Annotated in this window: 8 protein-coding genes; 6 read left to right on the forward strand and 2 right to left on the reverse strand. The window is 42.3% G+C overall.

Annotation, left to right across the window (positions count from 1 at the left end):
• Position 1: 1 nt before the first annotated feature.
• A complete protein-coding gene (locus ACAY00_RS14230) occupies positions 2 to 1,081 on the reverse strand; it encodes an efflux RND transporter periplasmic adaptor subunit (RefSeq protein ID WP_371375134.1) in 1,080 nt (359 codons plus the stop codon).
• A gap of 321 nt (positions 1,082 to 1,402) precedes the next feature.
• A complete protein-coding gene (locus ACAY00_RS14235) occupies positions 1,403 to 1,978 on the reverse strand; it encodes a NapC/NirT family cytochrome c (RefSeq protein WP_371375137.1) in 576 nt (191 codons plus the stop codon).
• Positions 1,979 to 2,274: 296 nt separating this feature from the next.
• Between ACAY00_RS14235 and ACAY00_RS14240 the strand changes: the two genes are divergently transcribed.
• The 6 genes from ACAY00_RS14240 to ACAY00_RS14265 all read left to right on the forward strand — a co-directional run bounded on the left by ACAY00_RS14240 (position 2,275) and on the right by ACAY00_RS14265 (position 21,597).
• Positions 2,275 to 3,594: an ABC1 kinase family protein gene (locus tag ACAY00_RS14240; RefSeq protein WP_371375139.1), complete on the forward strand. Its 1,320-nt coding sequence runs from the start codon at positions 2,275 to 2,277 to the stop codon at positions 3,592 to 3,594.
• 122 nt (positions 3,595 to 3,716) lie between these two features.
• Positions 3,717 to 3,935 (forward strand): cold-shock protein, encoded by a 219-nt coding sequence (locus ACAY00_RS14245; protein WP_371375142.1) that lies wholly within the window; start codon positions 3,717 to 3,719, stop codon positions 3,933 to 3,935.
• Between the two features lie 276 nt (positions 3,936 to 4,211).
• Positions 4,212 to 4,844: a hypothetical protein gene (locus ACAY00_RS14250; protein WP_371375145.1), complete on the forward strand. Its 633-nt coding sequence runs from the start codon at positions 4,212 to 4,214 to the stop codon at positions 4,842 to 4,844.
• Positions 4,845 to 4,905: 61 nt separating this feature from the next.
• The gene (locus tag ACAY00_RS14255) at positions 4,906 to 9,021 is read left to right on the forward strand and encodes a hypothetical protein (protein WP_371375149.1); all 4,116 of its coding nucleotides are present in this window, start codon (positions 4,906 to 4,908) and stop codon (positions 9,019 to 9,021) included.
• Positions 9,022 to 9,389: 368 nt separating this feature from the next.
• Positions 9,390 to 20,369, forward strand: a complete 10,980-nt coding sequence (locus tag ACAY00_RS14260) for an Ig-like domain-containing protein (RefSeq protein ID WP_371375151.1) — start codon at positions 9,390 to 9,392, stop codon at positions 20,367 to 20,369.
• A complete protein-coding gene (locus ACAY00_RS14265) occupies positions 20,359 to 21,597 on the forward strand; it encodes an OmpA family protein (RefSeq protein ID WP_371375154.1) in 1,239 nt (412 codons plus the stop codon). Before ACAY00_RS14260 ends, ACAY00_RS14265 begins: the two co-directional genes overlap by 11 nt.
• The last annotated feature ends 114 nt before the right edge of the window (positions 21,598 to 21,711 follow it).

Consider the following 21,711-nt stretch of genomic DNA (forward strand, 5'->3'; position numbering starts at 1 on the left):
CTTACAAACCTTGCTCTACAGCTTGTTCAAACTGTGTTTTCACCCCAGGCCACAACTTAAACGCTCCCTCTGAGGCAATAAGAGTACCCGGCTCAAGGCCAGATTCTATCACGATATTATCGTCAACGCGGGGACCCAAAGTGACCTTGACCATTTCTGCGCGATAGCCATCATCATGCTTTTTCAACGCAAAAACATAGTTACCGAGTTGATCTCTTTTTACCGCTAATGATGACACAATCACCACGTTTTCAATCGGTTTAACCGGAAAGTGAACTTTAACAATTTGGTTTGGCTTAAGCTTCATCATCGCAAGAGGTAGTTTGGCACGGTATTTAAGTTGTCTAGAAACACTATTAAGCAAAGGAGACTTTGACACGATGGTAGCGGTCGCCACATATTTACCGGCTTGGCTCGAAATTTTTATGTTAGCGCCGATTGCCAGTTCCTGATAGGTTTGTGGCACATTAAAATCTACCCAAATAAAATCTGAGTTACCAATTAATCGGGTAATAGGTGTATTACTTTCTATAAATTGGCCAATCGCCAAATCGTGAATGCCAAGATGACCATCAAAAGGCGCTTTTATAACCTTTTTGTCAATGATGGTTGAGATCCGTTCCTGCTCTGCCTGCGACTGGGCTAATTTAGCTCTGGCCAAGTCGACTTGTTCATCACTAATGCGCCCATTTTTTTGTAAACTCAAATAACGTTCGAGCGTTTGTTGGTCGAGCTTTGTTTGCGCTTTCGCGGATTTTAATAAGGCATCTTCTTCATTATGATTTATTTCAAATAAAACTTGGCCAGCTTTTACTAAGTCGCCTGATCCAACGTTAAGGTAAGAGATTTTACCTGCCAGCTCATTCATTATTTCAGCTTGTTGCACTGCTATGCCCTGACCGATTAAGCCTGTTGTTTTTTGAAACGGTTGTAACTGCACAGTGGTTGCTGTTACTGCCATTACAGGCTCTGGCATTGTTGCCTGAGCTGAATTCTTGTTTTGTTGTTGTTTAAAATAAAACAAAGCAGACACACACACGGTTAACATGATCAGAGTGATCAAAAATGGTTTTAGCTTCATCAGAAGGCCCGTTAGATTGTTAGAAAAAATGTCGAAGTAGTAAACTTTACCGTAACTTAAGCGCAATAGAAACTTATTATCTAAAGCAAAAAATTGACTCGGTTAAGCAAGAGGAAAGGACGACAATGAATTTACGAAGGCGGATGGCTGTAAAATCGGTTGAGGCTGAAGATTTTAACAATATGGTTTTATCGCTAAAGCGCCGATTTAATAACACCGACATTGTTATGCACGAGGCTCGAGGTTACAAAACTACGAACAAGGTTTAGCCACAAACTAGAGTCTGCTTGTGGCTATAAACCAAGATAGAAAGATTAAAGGTTAATCTTCTGGGAGTTTGTGTGCAATGCCGCTATGACAATCGATACAGGTTTCTCCTCGCTCTTGCCAACGTTGCGGATCATGTTTTTTGCGCGCTCTTTTTTCTTGTAAACTCAGATCCCAGGTCTCAACATTGTGGCAATTACGACAAAATTTAGAGTCATTTTCTCGGTAAACTTGCCATACGGCTTCCGCTTGATGACCTCTTAGTGACTCAAAATTATCGAGATTCACCGTTCCCACCAACTTGTGGTAGATATCTTTCATCGCGGTCACCTTGACCACCATTTTAGGGAAAAACTCTTTGGGCACATGGCAATCATGACATTCTGCTTTTACGACGCCATGGCGCTGATCGTAATGGCTTGACGCTTGATACTCTTCAACAATCGTATCCATGCCAACATGGCAACTGTAGCAAAAGGCATTGCTATTGGTTGCGTGAATCACGGTATTAAAGGCAATGGTTCCGATAACTCCAACTAAGATTGCAACAAAGGCACCTGCGGGTAACCACAACAAATACCATTTATGACTTGGCGTCCATAAAGACTTCCACTTTGGCTTCTCATTCATAGCTCCCCCTTAAAGAGCTTTTTGCTATCTTTAATCGTCTTATTTTAACAACGTTTAAAGACTACCTTGATTTTACCACTAAGGTTAAACTGTTCATCTTTTAGCCATGATAGCCTTGCGAAAGAGAATATTCCACCGTTTCATAACAAATAACCTTATTTTTTTCATGGGATTAGGTTTGCGTATCAAAAACGGCCTGATCTGATGACAATTCAGCTTCGTAAACCCTTAGTAACTGTTGTTTGTTCTACACCAACAATGCAACTTCGCCCCCACTAGATATCATCGAGACCCCCATGACCAATATTGTTAAGAAAGCCATTCCGACCAGTCGACTTTCTCGTATGGGTAAACTTGGTTCGCTGGCAACTCGTGTCGCCTCCAATATGCTGGTTGATGGCATAAAGCAAATCGGGCGAGGACAAAGCCCGACTTTAAAAGACTTAATGTTACAACCTAAAAATATTGAAAATCTGGCTGATAAACTTTCACAACTGCGTGGCGCGGCAATGAAAATGGGGCAGTTACTCTCTATGGATGCAGGCGAACTGCTGCCACCTGAGCTTGCACAATTGCTGGCCAAACTCAGATCCGAGGCAACGCCAATGCCACACAAACAATTACTTGCGGTATTAAAACAAAATTTTGGTGATGATTGGCTCGATAAATTCAGTCATTTTGATCTTCAGCCCTTTGCCGCAGCATCAATCGGTCAAGTTCACATAGCGCATGCGATTAATGGCGATAAACTGGCGGTTAAGGTGCAATACCCAGGCATAAGCAAAACCGTCGAAAGTGATGTCGACAACGTAGCTACCCTGCTTAAAATGTCAAAACTGGTGCCCAACCACATTGAATTAAAACCCTTTTTAGATGAAGCCAAAAGGCAGTTGCTACTTGAGGCCGATTATCAACAAGAGCTCACCTTCTTACAGCGTTATCGTGCTCACTTAAAAAATGACAACCAATACATCGTGCCAGCAGCATTTACCCAACTAAGTAGCCAAAAATGTTTATCCATGAGCTTTGTTGAAGGCATTGAGATTGAACAGACACTGGAGCTCGAGCAATCCATTAGAAACACCGTTATCAAAGACTTAATAGCGTTATTTTTTAGAGAGTTATTTGAATTTCAGTTAATTCAGTCTGACCCAAATTTTGCCAATTACCAATATCAAACAAAGACTCAGCAACTGATTCTTCTAGACTTTGGCGCAACGCGAGATATTCCGGACCATATTAGCCAAGGCTATCGGGAACTATTGTCTGCGGCCGCCATTAAGGACAATCAAAAAATGCACTTGAGTGCTGAAAAAATTGGCTTTTTCAAAGACAACATTGCTACAGAACATAAGCAAAGCATTATTGATATTTTTAAATTGGCAACCACACCTTTACACTTTGAAGGCGAGTTTGACTTTGGTAGAACCAATATTGCCAGCCAAATCAAAGATGCCGGTTTAGCCATACAATCACAACATAATGAGTGGCACACCCCACCAATGGATGCGATTTATGTACATCGAAAGCTTGCTGGTTTATATATGTTAGCCTCAAAACTACAAGCCAAAGTTAATGTGCGTTCTTTGTTTCAGCCTTACTTGCTAATGAAATAGCTCTACTCTATCGATCTGGTTTAAAGTGTTGATTAGGTAGAATAAATTAGCTAGACTCATTTTTTGTACACTTGTTAACCGAGTTTCTCTACCAATCAGAGAAAACCGTTAGGAAAACGCAGATGAAGCTTGAAGGGACATTAATTCACTGGAACCAGAATAAAGGCTTTGGTTTTATAAAAACCCTAGACAAAAATTTACGCGTTTTTATCCACCGAAGCGCCTTTGATGAATACGCAAAACTCCCTAAAAAACATCAAATTCTTACGTTTACCTTAATAAAGGATAAGCAAGGAAGACCTTGTGCCCAAAATGCTCAGACCATCAATAAACCGCTCTAACAAGACAAAATAAAACAAAATAAATCAACACGTTAGACCAAAGCTGCAATCGAACATTGGTAATGTCTTAAAGCGCTAGATATTAAGCCGTCTTTATTGTCAGTTTTTTTTACAGCCTTTAAATAACCAAATTAACGCCACATCATAAAAACCAACAAAACACATATAAAACAACAACATACAAAGTGTTAATATTTACAAAATAAACGGCATTATTATTGCTTACCTTGATCTGTTTATAAATTAATTACAATTAAAGGGTACAAGGTTAAACACATGACTGGTATACACAAGCTATTTACTACTGGTTTCAAAATACTATTGGTTGTGCTTTTGATGTCTTTTAAGGCTCAGGCGGGTGTCATCAATAGCACTTTAGACCAAACCCCAGAAGACCCAGATATCGCCTCTTCGTTTATCAATACGACTTATGTCGGAGATGCTGACTCTGGCACTCTCACGGCTAGTGGTCTCGCGGTTAGGTTAACTAATCTTGGCGTTGGTTCTAGCATTACCGACGGTTCATTCAATATTACTGCGGACATAATGGCCAACGCTGGCACCGCCAGTGGCTCTCTTGAAATTGGCGGTACCATAGCATCACTAGGTTTTAATTCTGGTAATTTGCTCACCGGTACTCTAGCCATGATTGGTGGTCCGAGTATGAACTTAAATTTTCTTTTTGAAATAACAGGTGGTGATGCTGCTGTTCTATATGGCGGTATTGGTGCATTTGCAGGGGTAATTATGAGTGGCAGTGGATTTGATGGTGTATCCAGTTTCACTGGTGATTTTTCCGGCGCCTTCGCTACTGCAGATACGTTCGCAGTGCCTTTACCTGGCACGATAGGATTAATGCTTATAGGCCTAATCGCTTTAGGTACTCGCAAAAAACTAACTAACAAATAAAACGCCGGAGAAGAAACACGTGAAAATCACGTGTTGTCTTTTTGAGGTAGGGACTTCTCTTATGAATAACTCATTCAAAAAAATCATTACTTTAATTAAAAACAAACTTTTATTACTCTGCTTGTTTTTTGCTATCGGCGCCCAAGCCAGCCTATTAGAGGTAGAGATCAAACAACCTTTATTCTTTTTTGATAAAGATCTCACCGTAACTAAATCTACCACCTATAACGAATCCACCAACGAATTTCGAATTTCAGCTGATCCCTTGGTGTTAAGTATCTCTGGATCCTATAAATCGGTTTCCGATACTAGCTCTCTTGGCCCTAAGAAGCTATCCATTAATATCCAAGTGGATGAAAGTGGTCAGCTTATCGGAGGAAGCCCTAACGACGATTTAGTGCTAAAAGGCGCAGTTAATGGACAAGATGGCATTTTATTAACCGGTGAAATTACAGGGTTTGGTTACAACAATTCCGGCACTACAGATAACTATGATATGACTTTTAGTGTTACCGGTGGTTTATTGGCCACAGAATACCCAGGTGGTATCATCGCCATATCAATGTCCTCAGAAGCTTCGTCGTTTGACGGCGACTTTACCAGCAGTTTTAGTGGCGATGCTAAAGGTAACCTTGGTCGCTTTGATCCACAACCTAACGTTGCCTTATGTACTTTAGTTAGCATTAATGGTGTCGATTACCTTGATGCCGATAATATATCTGCTGATGAATGCGATATTTACCCACAAACTATCCCCGCAGGTATTTTAGGTGAGCTTGATGCGACCTACAAATATGTCATTATCAACACTGGCCAAGAAGCTCTTACGAATATAACGCTTACTGATGACTATTTGGGCTCAATAGATGTTCCTGTTGGTTTTCTTAATATAGGTGACAGTGTTGAAATCACATTTGATTCTGATCCCAATAACCCAAACAATAAATTGTTTGTTGCCGATCGCTGTAATGGTGTAGCTGGTTTAGTTCCAAATATTGGAACAGTCAAAGCAACAGGCGAATCAAGTGGTCAGCTAGTCACTGACGACGACCCTGCCAATGTAAAATGTAACACGCAACCGGATATTTCACTGCGTAAAGAAGTAAGTATCGATGGTGGTCCTTTCCTCGATGCAAATACTGAAAGTTCGGCTGCTGTTGGCGTTTTAGGCTCACAAGCAGAATACCGCCTAATTGTACAAAACACCGGTAATGAAACTTTAATTAATGTGTTAATTAGCGACTCAGAGTTAGGTATTGATAATCTATCCATTGGCAATTTAAGCCCCAATGACGAAGTTATCATCACTAGTGGTACTTCTGACTTTAACAAGCTAGCAGTAGATAACATCTGTGATTCTATTGGTAACTTTACAAATGTTGCCGAAGTGACTGCTGACGGTGAAATTTCGGCAATTCCAGTAAATAGCTCAGATCCTGCTAATGTGGTTTGCCAGCAACCCCAAGTAAAAATTATCAATCAAGTTAGCCTTGATGGGGTTAGCTTCTTCGATGCAGATCAAAGTACCGACCCTGATGTACCTGTTGGTATTATTGCACAAGCAAGTGGCTACTATCGCTATATAGTTACCAATATTGGTAGCGAAAACCTGACTAATGTGGTGATAAATGATCCAAACCTCGGAGTTACAGTAAACATTGCTGATTTAGCGGTAGGTGAAAGCAGAACGCTAAATTCGACTGATCAAGGCTTTGAAAGCTTATTTATCCAAAACTTATGCACTGACGCATCAAATAAATTAAACATTGTAAGCGTTAATGCCATTGGCGAAGAATCTAAGGCACCTGTTAGTGATAATGACCCTGCCAATGTGCGCTGTATTCTGGGGCCAGCTATTCAACTATTAAACCAAGTCAGCCTTACTGATGGGGCTCCGTTTTTCGATGCCGATCAGAGTACTGACCCAGATGTCCCTGTAGGTCAAATTGGTGCAGATGCTACCTATCGCTATATTATTCGCAATATTGGTGATGAACCTCTAAAAAATATTGTCTTAAATGACCCTGCGCTTGTTGTAGTTAATGAAGCTCTTTCAGGACTTGAATTAGCACCAGGCGGTGAGGTAATCGTAGACTTTAAAGATACCATTTATACTTTAGATCAACTATTTGTCATCGATCGATGCGATGCTATTGGCAACAAATTAAATATCGCAACGGTTACCGCTAACGGTGTATTCACAGATGAACAAGTGACGGATGACGATCCTGCAAATGTGAACTGTGTCACGGCGCCAAAATGTTCTCTGTCTTTAAACAGTCAGTGTGCCATTGTGGAAGTGCCACCATCAGATGACTTGCTATGTCAGGCAAGAATTCAAGCCACCACATTAAGATATACTGGCCCATCAATTTCAGGAGCAACGGTAACTATTGCTGGTAAAGATGGTGGCAGTGAAACTTATTCGAATGTCGATTTAATCTCTGGTGTGACTTCTTTAACGTCTGCTAACCAAAATAATTACACCATTGACTCAACCACAACTGGGAATGATTCATTAGGTTCACAAACCTTCATCACCATTAATGGCGTTGAAGAAATCATTCATACCAGTTGCTCGGCGGTTTATGTTGCGGGTCAACCTGCTCCATTAGATTCCAACACACCAAACCCACCAAACAGTGATAAAGGTGACCCATCTCCAAATTGGCATGTGGTTAATTTCCTAGACCAAGATGGTGCTTTTGTTGAGGAATTAACGGGGACGCCTGGTCCTGTAGGTAGTACATGTGAAGTAATTTCAAGCACTCCTGTTGATGTCATTAATTACTACACCGTTACCAACACGGGTGGAACTAATATTGAAATTACCAGTTTATTTGACAGTCTTCAGGGAGAAATCCTAGAAATGCCGCCTGTGTTACTAGCCCCAAATGAGAAATACAGTACTGAAACGACTACCGTAGCTAGTGGTTCTTCGGTTATTTCCTCATCGGTACTGGCTAATGTGTCAGGTAGCGCTGCAACGTGTGAAGCATCTTCATTTGTGACCATCAATGTAGAACCTCCACAAGAACCTGTGGACTGTAGTGATATCAAAGACATTACAAGCTTATCAATGATTTGGAATGGTCCTGATGGTGTTGATATTGAAACTGAAAATGGGCAAGTCTTTACCAACGTTCAAAACGGTAATCAAATTACCTTTGATGTCTTCGAAAACGATACTGACCTATTTATAACCGGTGCCGTAACAGGTACATCAAGGTTCCACAGAAGTTGTTCTGATGCTGAAATGGACGGCAATAACGACTGTGGTATGGCTCAAGGTGATGGTAAAGATAACCATAGCGATCGTCTCAATCTGTTTTTACTTGACGGTATGACCGGTGAAACTGGCAGCTTCGCTTGTGGCTTAGATAATACCGGAGTGGTTGAACCAACAGCTGCTCCACAACCAATTGACTGTAGTGACATCAAAGATATTACAAGCCTGTCAATGATATGGAATGGCGCGAGTGGTGTTGATATTGAAACCGAAAACGGTCAATTATTTAGCAATGTGCAAAACGGTAACAAAATCACTTTTGATGTGCTTGAAAATGATACCGACTTATTTATCTCAGGTGCAGTTACTGGTACATCAAGATTCCATAAGAGCTGCTCTGATGCTGACATGGACGGCAATAATGATTGTGGTACCGCTCAAGGTAATGGTAAAGACAATAACAGTGGGTTAGTTAACTCATTCTTACTTGACGGTATGACCGGCGTTAACGGTAGCTTCTCATGTGATTTAGCGAATAGCGGTGAAGTTACCCCAACAGATGCGGGCCCAAGTAATGGCGATGTTATTAATGCCATTAAATTTGAGATTACTGAAGACAAGTTATATTGGACATTTGAAAATACGTCTAAAGAAGATTTATTCTTAACCGATATCACCGTTGTGTGGCCAGCAGAGCATAACTTTATTGAAAAAATTAAGTTGGAGAAGGATTTTGCTAAAGTCGGTACAAGCTCTAAAATGCTGACTTCACCATCGGTCTTGAGCATTGCTGACTTTGAAAGTGATCCAAACAAGCGTAAGCTTAAAAAAGAAGACCATAAACGTTTAGAAGTTGTGTTTAAAGAGAAGTATCCTGGCAACAGCGTTACTGACTACAACATCAGTGTGACGTTTTCAAATGGACAAACTTTTACACTAGTACCTTAGTGAGAATTTATAACTCTCTCTTGAGCTAAGAAAACGAAGTAAACAATAGTTTACAAAATATAAGACCTCATTTCGATGGGGTCTTTTTATTTTTAGCTCCTTTTAAGCCGCTCTCTTTAGCCTCATTGTTTAAGACAATGGGCACTTCGCAGTTAAAATTTCAGACCTAATTTCGCCTGTTAACTTTCCCCTAACCTAGTAACAACAGTCGGCAAAAATTCACTTTACAATATGGGGTAAAAAAATGTCTTTCTTTGTTAACAGCTACCCTTTTTATGTAAATAGTGATAACATCTTCGCGCAATAAGTAACCAAAAAGTGTTTAAGGTTGCTACAAATCAAGATCCTTTAATAACGGTAGATGTTTAATGAAAAAAAGTCCTTGCTCTGTATTCCCAAGCTTTGTAAGTAAGCACTTGTTAACTTTTATTTTTATAGTTAGCTGTCTATTTATTTCAGCCCAAGCTTATGCAGAAAAAGTTTCAGTCGGTTTTCAATCTGGAGTTGTTGGAGAATATTCAAAAAATGCTCACCAACCTATAAATATTAAAACCTTCTCAAGCTTAGGTGTTAGAGAAATTGTTATTTCTCAAGAATCTGATAATGGCCTTTTTGGTGGTACTCAGGGTAATGATTACGCTGTGCTCGTCACCTTTAGCTTTACCGACGGTAGGGTAACAAGCTTTAATGCAGCGGTAAACTGGCGTGACACCCAAGGAAATACTTTACATGGGATTGGTTTGATTGTTGATGCACCAGTCAATGATGGTACGGGCTACCCTGTATCAGACAATAGCAAAAAGATCACCTACCTACTTCAACCTACGACAAGTAATTTTGACTACAGCATGGGCGAAATATCGGGTGGTAATGCGGCTCAAAGTGGTCTGCTTGATGCGTTAAATGAATATTTAGAAAGTGTAACTTCAAACCCATCGGACACCCCTTCTGTTCTGACAACATCAATTACCGCAAACCCAACAAGTATCGCTGCCGATGGTAATAGTACTTCCCTTATCTCTGTACAATTAAAAGATGTAAACGGTAACCTAATCACAGATAATAGTCATACTGTTGTGATAGCTTCTGATAAGGGGACAATCAGTAGCACAACATATAGTGCGAACAACACCTACCAAGCAAGCCTGACTTCCTCTACAACAGCTGAAGAAGCCTTGCTTACTGCCACTTTAAATGGGGTAAGTATTTCTGAAAGTACCACAGTAGCATTTACCAAAACAATTACAGCACCCACTGCCAATGGTCAGGGCATCAAAACAACAGAAGATATTGCCAAACCTATCACTCTCAGCGGTTCTGCCGTTAATGCTAGCATTGCTCACTTCACCATTGTTACAGGTCCTCAAAACGGTACTCTTGCGACAACTCCTGTATTGGAAGACTCAACAAAGATTAAATCGGCCCTAACGTATCAACCGAATGAAAACTTTAACGGCAATGACAGTTTTACCTTTACGGTAACCGACAGTTTAGGAAATACGTCTGATTCTGCTGAGGTATCTATTACGGTTACCCCAGTTAACGATGCGCCGGTGGCACAAGACGATAGTGCAGAAGTTGATGAAGATAGCTTGGTTAACATTGACGTTCTAAGCAATGACTCAGATCTTGACGATACATTAGATATCTCATTTGTGAGCATCAACACCCAAGCTACCTACGGTACTGCGGTTGTGGATACGACAAAAGGGCACGTTGTTTATACTCCAAACGCCAACGCCACAGGTTCTGAGACAGGCACCGACAGCTTTACCTATACCCTTAAAGACCCAAGTGGTGCCATCTCTCATGCCACTGTGAACATAACCATTAACCCCATCAATGATGCGCCAACGGTAGTATCAGGTGAGGCGACAGCTTCTAGCACTGAAAATGTTGATGTATTAAGCTCGGGTGAGACAATCGAGGTACTGCAGCTATTTACCGATATTGATACCGGTGACACCTTAAAGATTGCAACAGCTTCTGCCACCACGGGTAATGTGACAATTAGCCAAGACAAGAACGCACTAATTTACAAACCCGCAGACAATGCACAAGTGGGTAATACTGATAGCATTAATTACCAGGTGACAGATGGAAATGGCTTAGCGACCGGTACGGTGACAATTAAGATAGTCGGTAACCGCGCTCCAGTAGCAAGCTCTTTAACATTAACCACCAATGAAGATGTTGCGGTAACTGGTAGCCTAGTGGCCACTGATGCCGATGATGATGTGCTGACCTATCAGTTAGTCGGTGGCACAGATAACTCGTTTACTATTTCTGGAAAAGGTACGCTGAGTGTAAATCAAACAACAGGGTCAGTTAACTTTACGCCCGTTGATAACTTCTTCACCCCCGAAAACGCGCCATTAACCTTTGATTATCTCGTTAACGACGGTACCACAAACTCTGATAAAGCAACCATCACCATTACCGTTAATCCAATCAATGATGCGCCGGTGGCACAAGACGATAGTGCAGAAGTTGATGAAGATAGCTTGGTTAACATTGACGTTCTAAGCAATGACTCAGATCTTGACGATATATTAGATATCTCATTTGTTAGCATTAATACCCAAGCTACCTACGGTACTGCGGTTGTGGATACGACAAAAGCGCACGTTGTTTATACACCAAACGCCAACGCCACAGGTTCTGATACAGGCACCGACAGCTTTACCTATACCCTTAAAGACCCAAGTGGTGCCGTCTCTCATGCCACGGTGAACATAACCATTAACCCCATCAATGATGCGCCAACGGTAGTATCAGGTGAGGCGACAGCTTCAAGCACAGAAAATGTTGATGTATTAAGCTTAGGTAAGACAATCGAGGTACTGCAGCTATTTACCGATATTGATACCGGTGACACCTTAAAGATTGCAACGGCTTCTGCCACCACGGGTAACGTGACAATTAGCCAAGACAAGAACGCACTAATTTACAAACCCGCAGACAATGCACAAGTGGGTAATACTGATAGCATTAATTACCAAGTGACAGATGGAAAAGGCTTAGCGACTGGTACGGTGACAATTAAGATAGTCGGTAACCGCGCTCCAGTAGCAAGCTCTTTAACGTTAACCACCAATGAAGATGTTGCGGTAACTGGTAGCCTAGTGGCCACTGATGCCGATGATGATGTGCTGACCTATCAGTTAGTCGGTGGCACAGATAACTCGGTTACTATTTCTGGAAAAGGCACGCTGAGCGTAAATCAAACAACGGGGGCGATTAACTTTACGCCCGTTGATAACTTCTTCACCCCCGAAAACGCGCCATTAACCTTTGATTATCTCGTTAACGACGGTACCACAAACTCTGATAAAGCAACCATCACCATTACCGTTAATCCAATCAATGATGCGCCGGTGGCACAAGACGATAGTGCAGAAGTTGATGAAGATAGCTTGGTTAACATTGACGTTCTGAGCAATGACTCAGATCTTGATGATACGTTAGATATCTCATTTGTGAGCATCAACACCCAAGCTACCTACGGTACTGCGGTTGTGGATACGACAAAAGGGCACGTTGTTTATACTCCAAACGCCAACGCCACAGGTTCTGAGACAGGCACCGACAGCTTTACCTATACCCTTAAAGACCCAAGTGGTGCCATCTCTCATGCCACGGTGAACATAACCATTAACCCCATCAATGATGCGCCAACGGTAGTATCAGGTGAGGCGACAGCTTCTAGCACTGAAAATGTTGATGTATTAAGCTCGGGTGAGACAATCGAGGTACTGCAGCTATTTACCGATATTGATACCGGTGACACCTTAAAGATTGCAACAGCTTCTGCCACCACGGGTAATGTGACAATTAGCCAAGACAAGAACGCACTAATTTACAAACCCGCAGACAATGCACAAGTGGGTAATACTGATAGCATTAATTACCAAGTGACAGATGGAAAAGGCTTAGCGACCGGTACGGTGACAATTAATATAGTCGGTAACCGCGCTCCAGTAGCAAGCTCTTTAACATTAACCACCAATGAAGATATTGCGGTAAGTGGTAACCTAGTAGCCACTGATGCCGATGATGATGTGCTGACCTATCAGTTAGTCGGTGGCACAGATAACTCGTTTACTATTTCTGGAAAAGGTACGCTGAGTGTAAATCAAACAACAGGGTCAGTTAACTTTACGCCCGTTGATAACTTCTTCACCCCCGAAAACGCGCCATTAACCTTTGATTATGTCGTTAACGACGGTACCACAAACTCTGATAAAGCAACCATCACCATTACCGTTAATCCAATCAATGATGCGCCGGTGGCACAAGACGATAGTGCAGAAGTTGATGAAGATAGCTTGGTTAACATTGACGTTCTAAGCAATGACTCAGATCTTGATGATACGTTAGATATCTCATTTGTTAACATCAACACCCAAGCTACCTACGGTACTGCGGTTGTGGATACGACAAAAGCGCACGTTGTTTATACACCAAACGCCAACGCCACAGGTTCTGAGACAGGCACCGACAGCTTTACCTATACCCTTAAAGACCCAAGTGGTGCCATCTCTCATGCCACGGTGAACATAACCATTAACCCCATCAATGATGCGCCGGTGGCACAAGACGATAGTGCAGAAGTTGATGAAGATAGCTTGGTTAACATTGACGTTCTAAGCAATGACTCAGATCTTGACGATCAACTGGATATCACTTCAGTTAAGATAGCTGCTGGTCCAAGCAATGGTAGTGCGAAAGTTAATGCTACAACTGGAGTGATTACCTACACGCCAAGTGACAATTTTAACGGCAGTGACAGCTTTTCTTACACCGTCGCTGATAGCGATGCTCTGCGCTCAAATAGCGCAAACGTGACCATTACCGTTAACGCGATTAACGATGCGCCAACGGTAGTATCAGGTGAGGCGACAGCTTCAAGCACAGAAAATGTTGATGTATTAAGCTTAGGTAAGACAATCGAGGTACTGCAGCTATTTACCGATATTGATACCGGTGACACCTTAAAGATTGCAACGGCTTCTGCCACCACGGGTAATGTGACAATTAGCCAAGACAAGAACGCACTAATTTACAAACCCGCAGACAATGCACAAGTGGGTAATACTGATAGCATTAATTACCAGGTGACAGATGGAAAAGGCTTAGCGACCGGTACGGTGACAATTAAGATAGTCGGTAACCGCGCTCCAGTAGCAAGCTCTTTAACGTTAACCACCAATGAAGATGTTGCGGTAAGTGGTAGCCTAGTAGCCACTGATGCCGATGATGATGTGCTGACCTATCAGTTAGTCGGTGGCACAGATAACTCGGTTACTATTTCTGGAAAAGGCACGCTGAGTGTAAATAAAACAACGGGGTCAGTTAACTTTACGCCCGTTGATAACTTCTTCACCCCCGAAAACGCGCCATTAACCTTTGATTATCTCGTTAACGACGGTACCACAAACTCTGATAAAGCAACCATCACCATTACCGTTAATCCAATCAATGATGCGCCGGTGGCACAAGACGATAGTGCAGAAGTTGATGAAGATAGCTTGGTTAACATTGACGTTCTAAGCAATGACTCAGATCTTGATGATACGTTAGATATCTCATTTGTGAGCATCAAGACCCAAGCTACCTACGGTACTGCGGTTGTGGATACGACAAAAGCGCACGTTGTTTATACACCAAACGCCAACGCCACAGGTTCTGAGACAGGCACCGACAGCTTTACCTATACCCTTAAAGACCCAAGTGGTGCCATCTCTCATGCCACGGTGAACATAACCATTAACCCCATCAATGATGCGCCGGTGGCACAAGACGATAGTGCAGAAGTTGATGAAGATAGCTTGGTTAACATTGACGTTCTAAGCAATGACTCAGATCTTGACGATCAACTGGATATCACTTCAGTTAAGATAGCTGCTGGTCCAAGCAATGGTAGTGCGAAAGTTAATGCTACAACTGGAGTGATTACCTACACCCCTAATGAAAACTTTAACGGCAGTGACAGCTTTTCTTACACCGTCGCTGATAGCGATGCTCTTCGCTCAAATAGCGCAAACGTAACCATTACCGTTAACGCGATTAACGATGCGCCAATAGCAAAAGACGATACAGCCGAGGTTGATGAAGACAACAGTGTGACCATTGCAGTGCTTGATAATGACTCAGATATTGAGGGTCAACTAGATAACACTTCAGTGACAATAATCACAGATGCAAGTGATATGAAAGGTAGTGTGAAAGTTAATGCTACAACTGGAGTGATTACCTACACCCCTAATGAAAACTTTAACGGCAGTGACAGCTTTTCTTACACCGTCGCCGATAGCGATGGTTTGCGCTCAAATAGTGCAAGCGTCACCATTACCGTAGAAGCATTTAATGATGCACCAATAGCTGAAGATGACGCAATTGAAGTAAATGAAGATAACAAGGTTGCCATTGATGTACTAGCAAACGATATTGACCCAGAAGACAAGCTAGCCCCTGCCACCGTTGAAATTATTACAGAGCCTAGTCATGGTGATGTTAGTGTAAATACCAGTAATGGTGTGATCACTTATACACCAAAAGATAACTTTAACGGCAAGGACAGCTTTAGCTATCAGGTATCGGATTTAGCAGGTAAAACATCACAACCAGCAAACGTTGTTGTTAATGTTAAACCGCAAAACGATGCACCTACCTTAGTGAATGATTTAGTCGAAGTCGATGAAGACTCTGCAGTTACCATTGATGTTTTAGGAAATGATTCTGATATTGATGAAAACGATGGCTTAGACGCATCAACTCTTGTTGTGGTCACAGCGCCAAGTAAAGGTCAGGTTGTCATTGAAGAAGGTAAATTTGTATACACGCCTGATTTAAACTTTAACGGCAGTGATACCTTCACATATCAAGCTGGGGATAATCAAGGTGCTCTTGGCCTAGCCGCCACCGTTACCATCAATGTTAAAGGTAGTAACGACAGACCAACGGCTGTAAATGACAACGTCAAAGTAAACGAAGATACGCCAGTTACCATCGACGTGTTAATCAATGACAGTGATATTGATAGTGATATCGACCCAACTTCGATCAGCATTATCGCTTTACCAGCAGATGGTAAAGTGGTGGTAAATAATCTAACCGGTGAACTTACTTATACGCCAAATAGTAACTTTAACGGTCAAGATAGTTTTAGTTATGTCGTTAAAGACGTTGATGATGCTACATCTAATGAAGCGACTGTTACGGTATCTGTAACTCCGGTAAACGACGCGCCTGTCGCTAAAAACGACACCGTTATTTTGTTAGAAGACGCTACTCACAAAATTAATGTTCTAGGTAATGATAGCGATATCGAACAAGGATTAGATGCAACGAGCGTCACCATTAACAAACAGCCTGAACATGGCCAAGTTAGTGTGGATGCTAAATCAGGTGAAATCAGTTATGTTCCTGATGAAAATTTTTACGGTGAAGATAGCTTTGAATACTATGTTAACGATGAGCAAGACGCTCGCTCTAATATCGCAGTAGTTTCGATCACTGTAGAGCTGGTTAACGATTTACCGTTTACCAATTCAGACCGCTTTAACGTGGATGAAGATACCAGTGCATCATTACCCATTTTAGCCAATGACCGCGACATTGATGGCACATTAGACATTAGTTCTATCGTTATCACTCGTGCGTCAGTAAGTGGTGACTTGACCATTAATGATGATGGTACGGTACAATACACCCCTAAGGCAGACTTTAACGGTACTGATAGCTTCGAATATACCGTCGCCGATAACGAAAGTGGTCGCTCTGAACCTGCGACGGTTACAATTATCGTCAATGCCGTCAACGACATACCGACGGCAAACAACCAATCGTTAACCGTAAATGAAGACACCGAATTAAATATTTCTCTAACGGCTGATGATAAAGACGCAGACACTTTAACCTATACCATTACAAGTCAACCGCTTAACGGCAACCTTTCGGGTACGGGTCAAAATATTGCGTATATTCCAGATGCTAACTTCGTGGGTCAAGACAGCTTTTCTTTTACCGTTAATGATGGCATTACCGATTCGAATATTGCCACAATCATCATTGATGTTACGCCAACCAACGACGCTCCAACCGCCAACGGTGCTGCTGTGCAGACACCTGAAGATACATCGGTAACGATTAACTTAAGTGGCCAAGATATTGATGGCGACGTGTTAACATATCAAATTGATAGTAACCCAAGTCATGGTTCTATTTCGATTTCTGGTGGCTCTGTTACCTATATGCCTGCGCCAAATTATGTTGGTGAAGATCGTTTCAGCTTTATCGTCAATGATGGTAGCGACAATTCAGCGCCAGCAACAATTACGATAACGGTATTACCTGGCAATGATTTGCCAAGTGCGATTGAGCAAACTCTTTCGACAGCAGAAGATACCGCTATTACCATAACGTTAGCAGGAACAGACATCGACGGTGATTTACTGACTTATCGGGTGATCACATCGCCAAATCACGGCAACTTAAGTGGTGAAGCACCTAACCTAACCTATACCCCAAACAGTAACTTTTATGGCGTCGATAGCTTTAGTTTTGTGGTGAACGATTCAAGCCTAGACTCTGCAGCTGCCACGGTCAGCATTAACGTCAATGAAGTCAACGATGCGCCTCAGCCTTTAGATGATCATGTGAGCATCAATCAAAATGACAATATTGTCATTTTCTACCCTTTGATTAACGACACGGATGCCGAAAACGACGAACTAACCATTGTTTCAGCAACCAGCAATAATGGTAGCGTTGTTATCAACCCAGACGGTAGCTTAAGCTTCACACCTGAACAAGGGTTTACGGGTACCACAACCATTGAGTATGTGGTGAGTGACGGTCATGGCGGAACAGCTTCAGCAACCATTGTCATTACAGTCGCTAAACATAATCAAGCGCCTGTAGCCGTTGATGATAGCTTTGACTTAGCTTACGCTGATACCATAGAACTTGATGTATTAATCAATGATACCGATCCGGAAGGCGATAACCTGACGATCACCAAAGCCACCAGTGATTTTGGCAAAGTAGACATTGTTAATAATAAGCTTGTATTGTCGCCAGATGCATCGACTCAAGGTGACTACACCATTAGCTATAGCATTAGCGATACGCACAATAACAGTGCTACGGCGACCGTCTATCTTTCATTAAACATCAACAACGGCCCCATTATCACCTTACCTGCGGATTTATGTGATGAGTTAACCGTTAATGCAAATGCACTCTACACTCGTGTTGACTTAGGCCAGGCCAGTGCAGTTGATAGGTTTGGTAACCCTGTGCCTGTTTCACTGGTAGATGGTAAAACGTTATTCCCACCCGGCCTTAACCAAGCATTTTGGCAAGCGACTGACAGTGAAGGCAATACTTCTACAGCCATGCAACGCGTATGTGTGATGCCTTTAATCTCTATAGGTAAAGATCAAACTCTGCTTGAAGGTGAGTCTGCGAAAGTAGGTGTTTACTTAAATGGCGAATCCCCCGTTTACCCTGTGGTTGTGCCTTACAGTATTAGAGGCGTAGCTGATATGACCGATCACACCTTAGTAGACTCAGAGGTTGTGATAACTTCGGGCAGTGAAGGTTACATCTATTTTGATGTTCTAGCGGATACACAAACAGAAGATGATGAAACCTTAATCATCGAACTTGCCGACACCGTAAACTTAGGTAATAAGTCTGTCCATTACAGCACCATTACCGAGTCCAATATTGCACCAGAGATTAGTTTGCATGTGCAACAACAACAGCAAACTCGTCTTATCGTAAGTAAAAATGGTGACATCGTGGCGATTAGTGCTCAGGTTTACGATCCAAATCTAACCGATACCTTTAGCTACGATTGGTCAAACTCTGACGTTGAGTTAGTAAATATCAGCAACTCTATGGCTGAATTTAGCTTTGATCCAGCGAACTTAGCCGTAGGCGTTTATAAAATTCAGTTGCATGTCGCGGACAGCGCGGCCACGCAGAAATCAGATATTGCCTCTATTTACATTGAAGTAGTAGAGTCTTTGGCTCAGCTTGGTGACGAAGACAGTGACGGCGATTTGATTCCTGATCACTTAGAAGGTTATCAAGATACCGATGGCGACGGCATTCCTAATTACCTCGACAGAATCAACGAATGTAACGTGCTACCTGAAAATGCCAGACGACAAGATGGCTACTTAGTTGAAAGTGAAGCTGGGGTTTGTTTAAGACGAGGTGACTTTACCATAGGTGGCGAGACCGGCGGTGCCCAAATCACCGCTACCGACATCGAAAATAATCCAAACGATGCCCTGATCCCAGATCCAGATGCCATTAACATCGGTGGTATTTTTGACTACATCGCGTATGGACTACCGGATGAAGGGATGACATTTGCAATCACATTGCCGCAACTTAAACCGATTCCGGCCAATGCTGTTTATCGTAAATTTAATCCAACAACCGGATGGGGCTTCTTTGTAGAAGATGCCAATAACAGTTTATGGTCAACCCAAGGTGAGCCAGGTTATTGTCCGCCACCAAACTCTAAGCATGAGCAAACCGTGTGGACGCCAGGATTAACCGAAGGTCATTGGTGTGTGCAACTTATTATTGAAGACGGTGGTCCAAATGACGACGATACAGAGATTAACGGTACGGTTGTTGACCCAGGAGGCGTTTCAGTTTTAATCGACGGCAATAGTTTACCTGAAGCCGAAGATGAACATCATTCTATTTATGTTAATGGTGAAACCACAATCGATGTATTAGAAAACGCCACCGATAAAGATGGTGATACGCTAATTCTAACATCCGCTAATGCCAGTATGGGTACGGTAACAATTGTCGACAATCAAATCGTGTTTGAAGCACCACCATCTTATGTTGGTACTATCACCATTAACTATGGGGTTAGTGACAACAACGGCGGTACCGATCAGGCTCAAATCACCATTGAAATCATGCCAAATGCAGCCCCAACTGTATTGGGTGAAGAAAGCGTTATTAATCAAGGTGACCGTATTTCTACCAACCTGTTAGAAAATGACAATGACCCAGAGCAGGACCAACTGACATTAACGGCTGTTGATAACAATCAGGTTAGTTTCACCAGCGACGGAATGGCAACCTTTACGCCAAATCCCGAGCAGCATGGCGTTGTGATCATTCATTACACGGTTACCGATAGCGCAGGCAACCAAAGCTTAGGTCAGTGGCAGGTAAATATTACCCAAGTTCATCACGTCGAAGGCAAAACATCTGGTGGCAGTAATGGTTTATGGATACTAATCCTACTGTTGGCGGTCACGGTAGTTCGAATTAATAATAACGGAGTTCGTCATGCTAGTTAATCATAATGCCCGAGTAAGCTCGTTTGCTGTTGTTCTGGGTTGCTTGTTATCGACTTCGCTATATGCACAAGAAAGCGATGTCCGTATTAAGGTCTTATGTCAAAATGCCGACAAAAATTATCAACAATGTGATAGTCACGTAAACTGGTATATCAGTGGTGAATTAGGCTTAGCGCACACAGGTTTAGAACAAAGCGATGTCGATCGCTTTTATCAACAATCGGGGGTTTCAGCCAATGCCATCGACATTGATAAAACGGACATCGCTGGCGGCTTATTTTTAGGTTACCAATTTAATACCCATTTTGCCCTAGAGGCGGGCTACTTAAATTTAGGCGATCGCTCTGTTGCTTTTTCTGGTCGCACCACCGACGTACAAGCCTTTTATGATAATGTCGAGCATATTTACCCTCAAAGCGGCAAGGGTTGGACCATCAATGCCCTAGCGGCTTGGCCGATAAGCGAAAATTTTAAAGTGGCGGCTAAAGTGGGCTATTTTGCTTGGCAAGGTGATTACACCTCGGTAGATAGTCGCACCGAAGTAGGTAAAGATAGCCTAAGCGACAACGACCTATGGCTTGGCGCAGAGTTAGACTATAAGCTGACCGATAATGTCCAAGTATATGGTAGCATTGCGCGCTTTAAGCTTGACCGAGATACCACCAACCTCGCTTCTATTGGTGTGCGTTATTACTTTGGTAGCAATGAGCCAGCAGTGCAACCTGTGGTCGCTCCGCCTGTTGTCCCTGCGCCGTTATTAGATACCGATCAAGATGGCGTAACCGATAACCAAGATCAATGTCCAAATAGCAACATTGCTTATGCTGTAGACTCGATCGGTTGTACGGTAATGACCTCTCAACCTGTCACTTTAAGCTTGGTTATTTATTACGCTAACGATAAAGCAGAAATTAGCGAACAGTATCACGATAAAGTGGCGCAATTAGCTCAGTTTATTCGCCAGCACAACATTGATAAAGTTACGGTTTATGGCCACACATCCGCTCCTGGTAGTGACGCATATAACTTACGTCTATCACAAAAACGAGCAAATTCGATTGCCAATATTTTAGCCCAGGAATATGGTCTAGATAAGTCGATTGTTGAACCCGTTGCTATGGGCGAACGCCAACTGGTTGATTTAGGTAACAGTGAAAAAGCCCATCAAGCTAACCGCCGCATAGAGCTGCAAGTACGCAAAGAAATTATGGTGCCGGTAAAGCGCTAGTAACCACAACCGCGCAACAAAAAACCGCATGATCTCTCATGCGGTTTTTTATTTTCTAACTTAGGGTTATCTTGTTTTAATTTGGTTCTATTTGCGTTAATTGTTGTTCTCTGA

Source organism: Thalassotalea sp. 273M-4, from assembly GCF_041410465.1.
GTDB lineage: Bacteria > Pseudomonadota > Gammaproteobacteria > Enterobacterales > Alteromonadaceae > Thalassotalea_A > Thalassotalea_A aquiviva.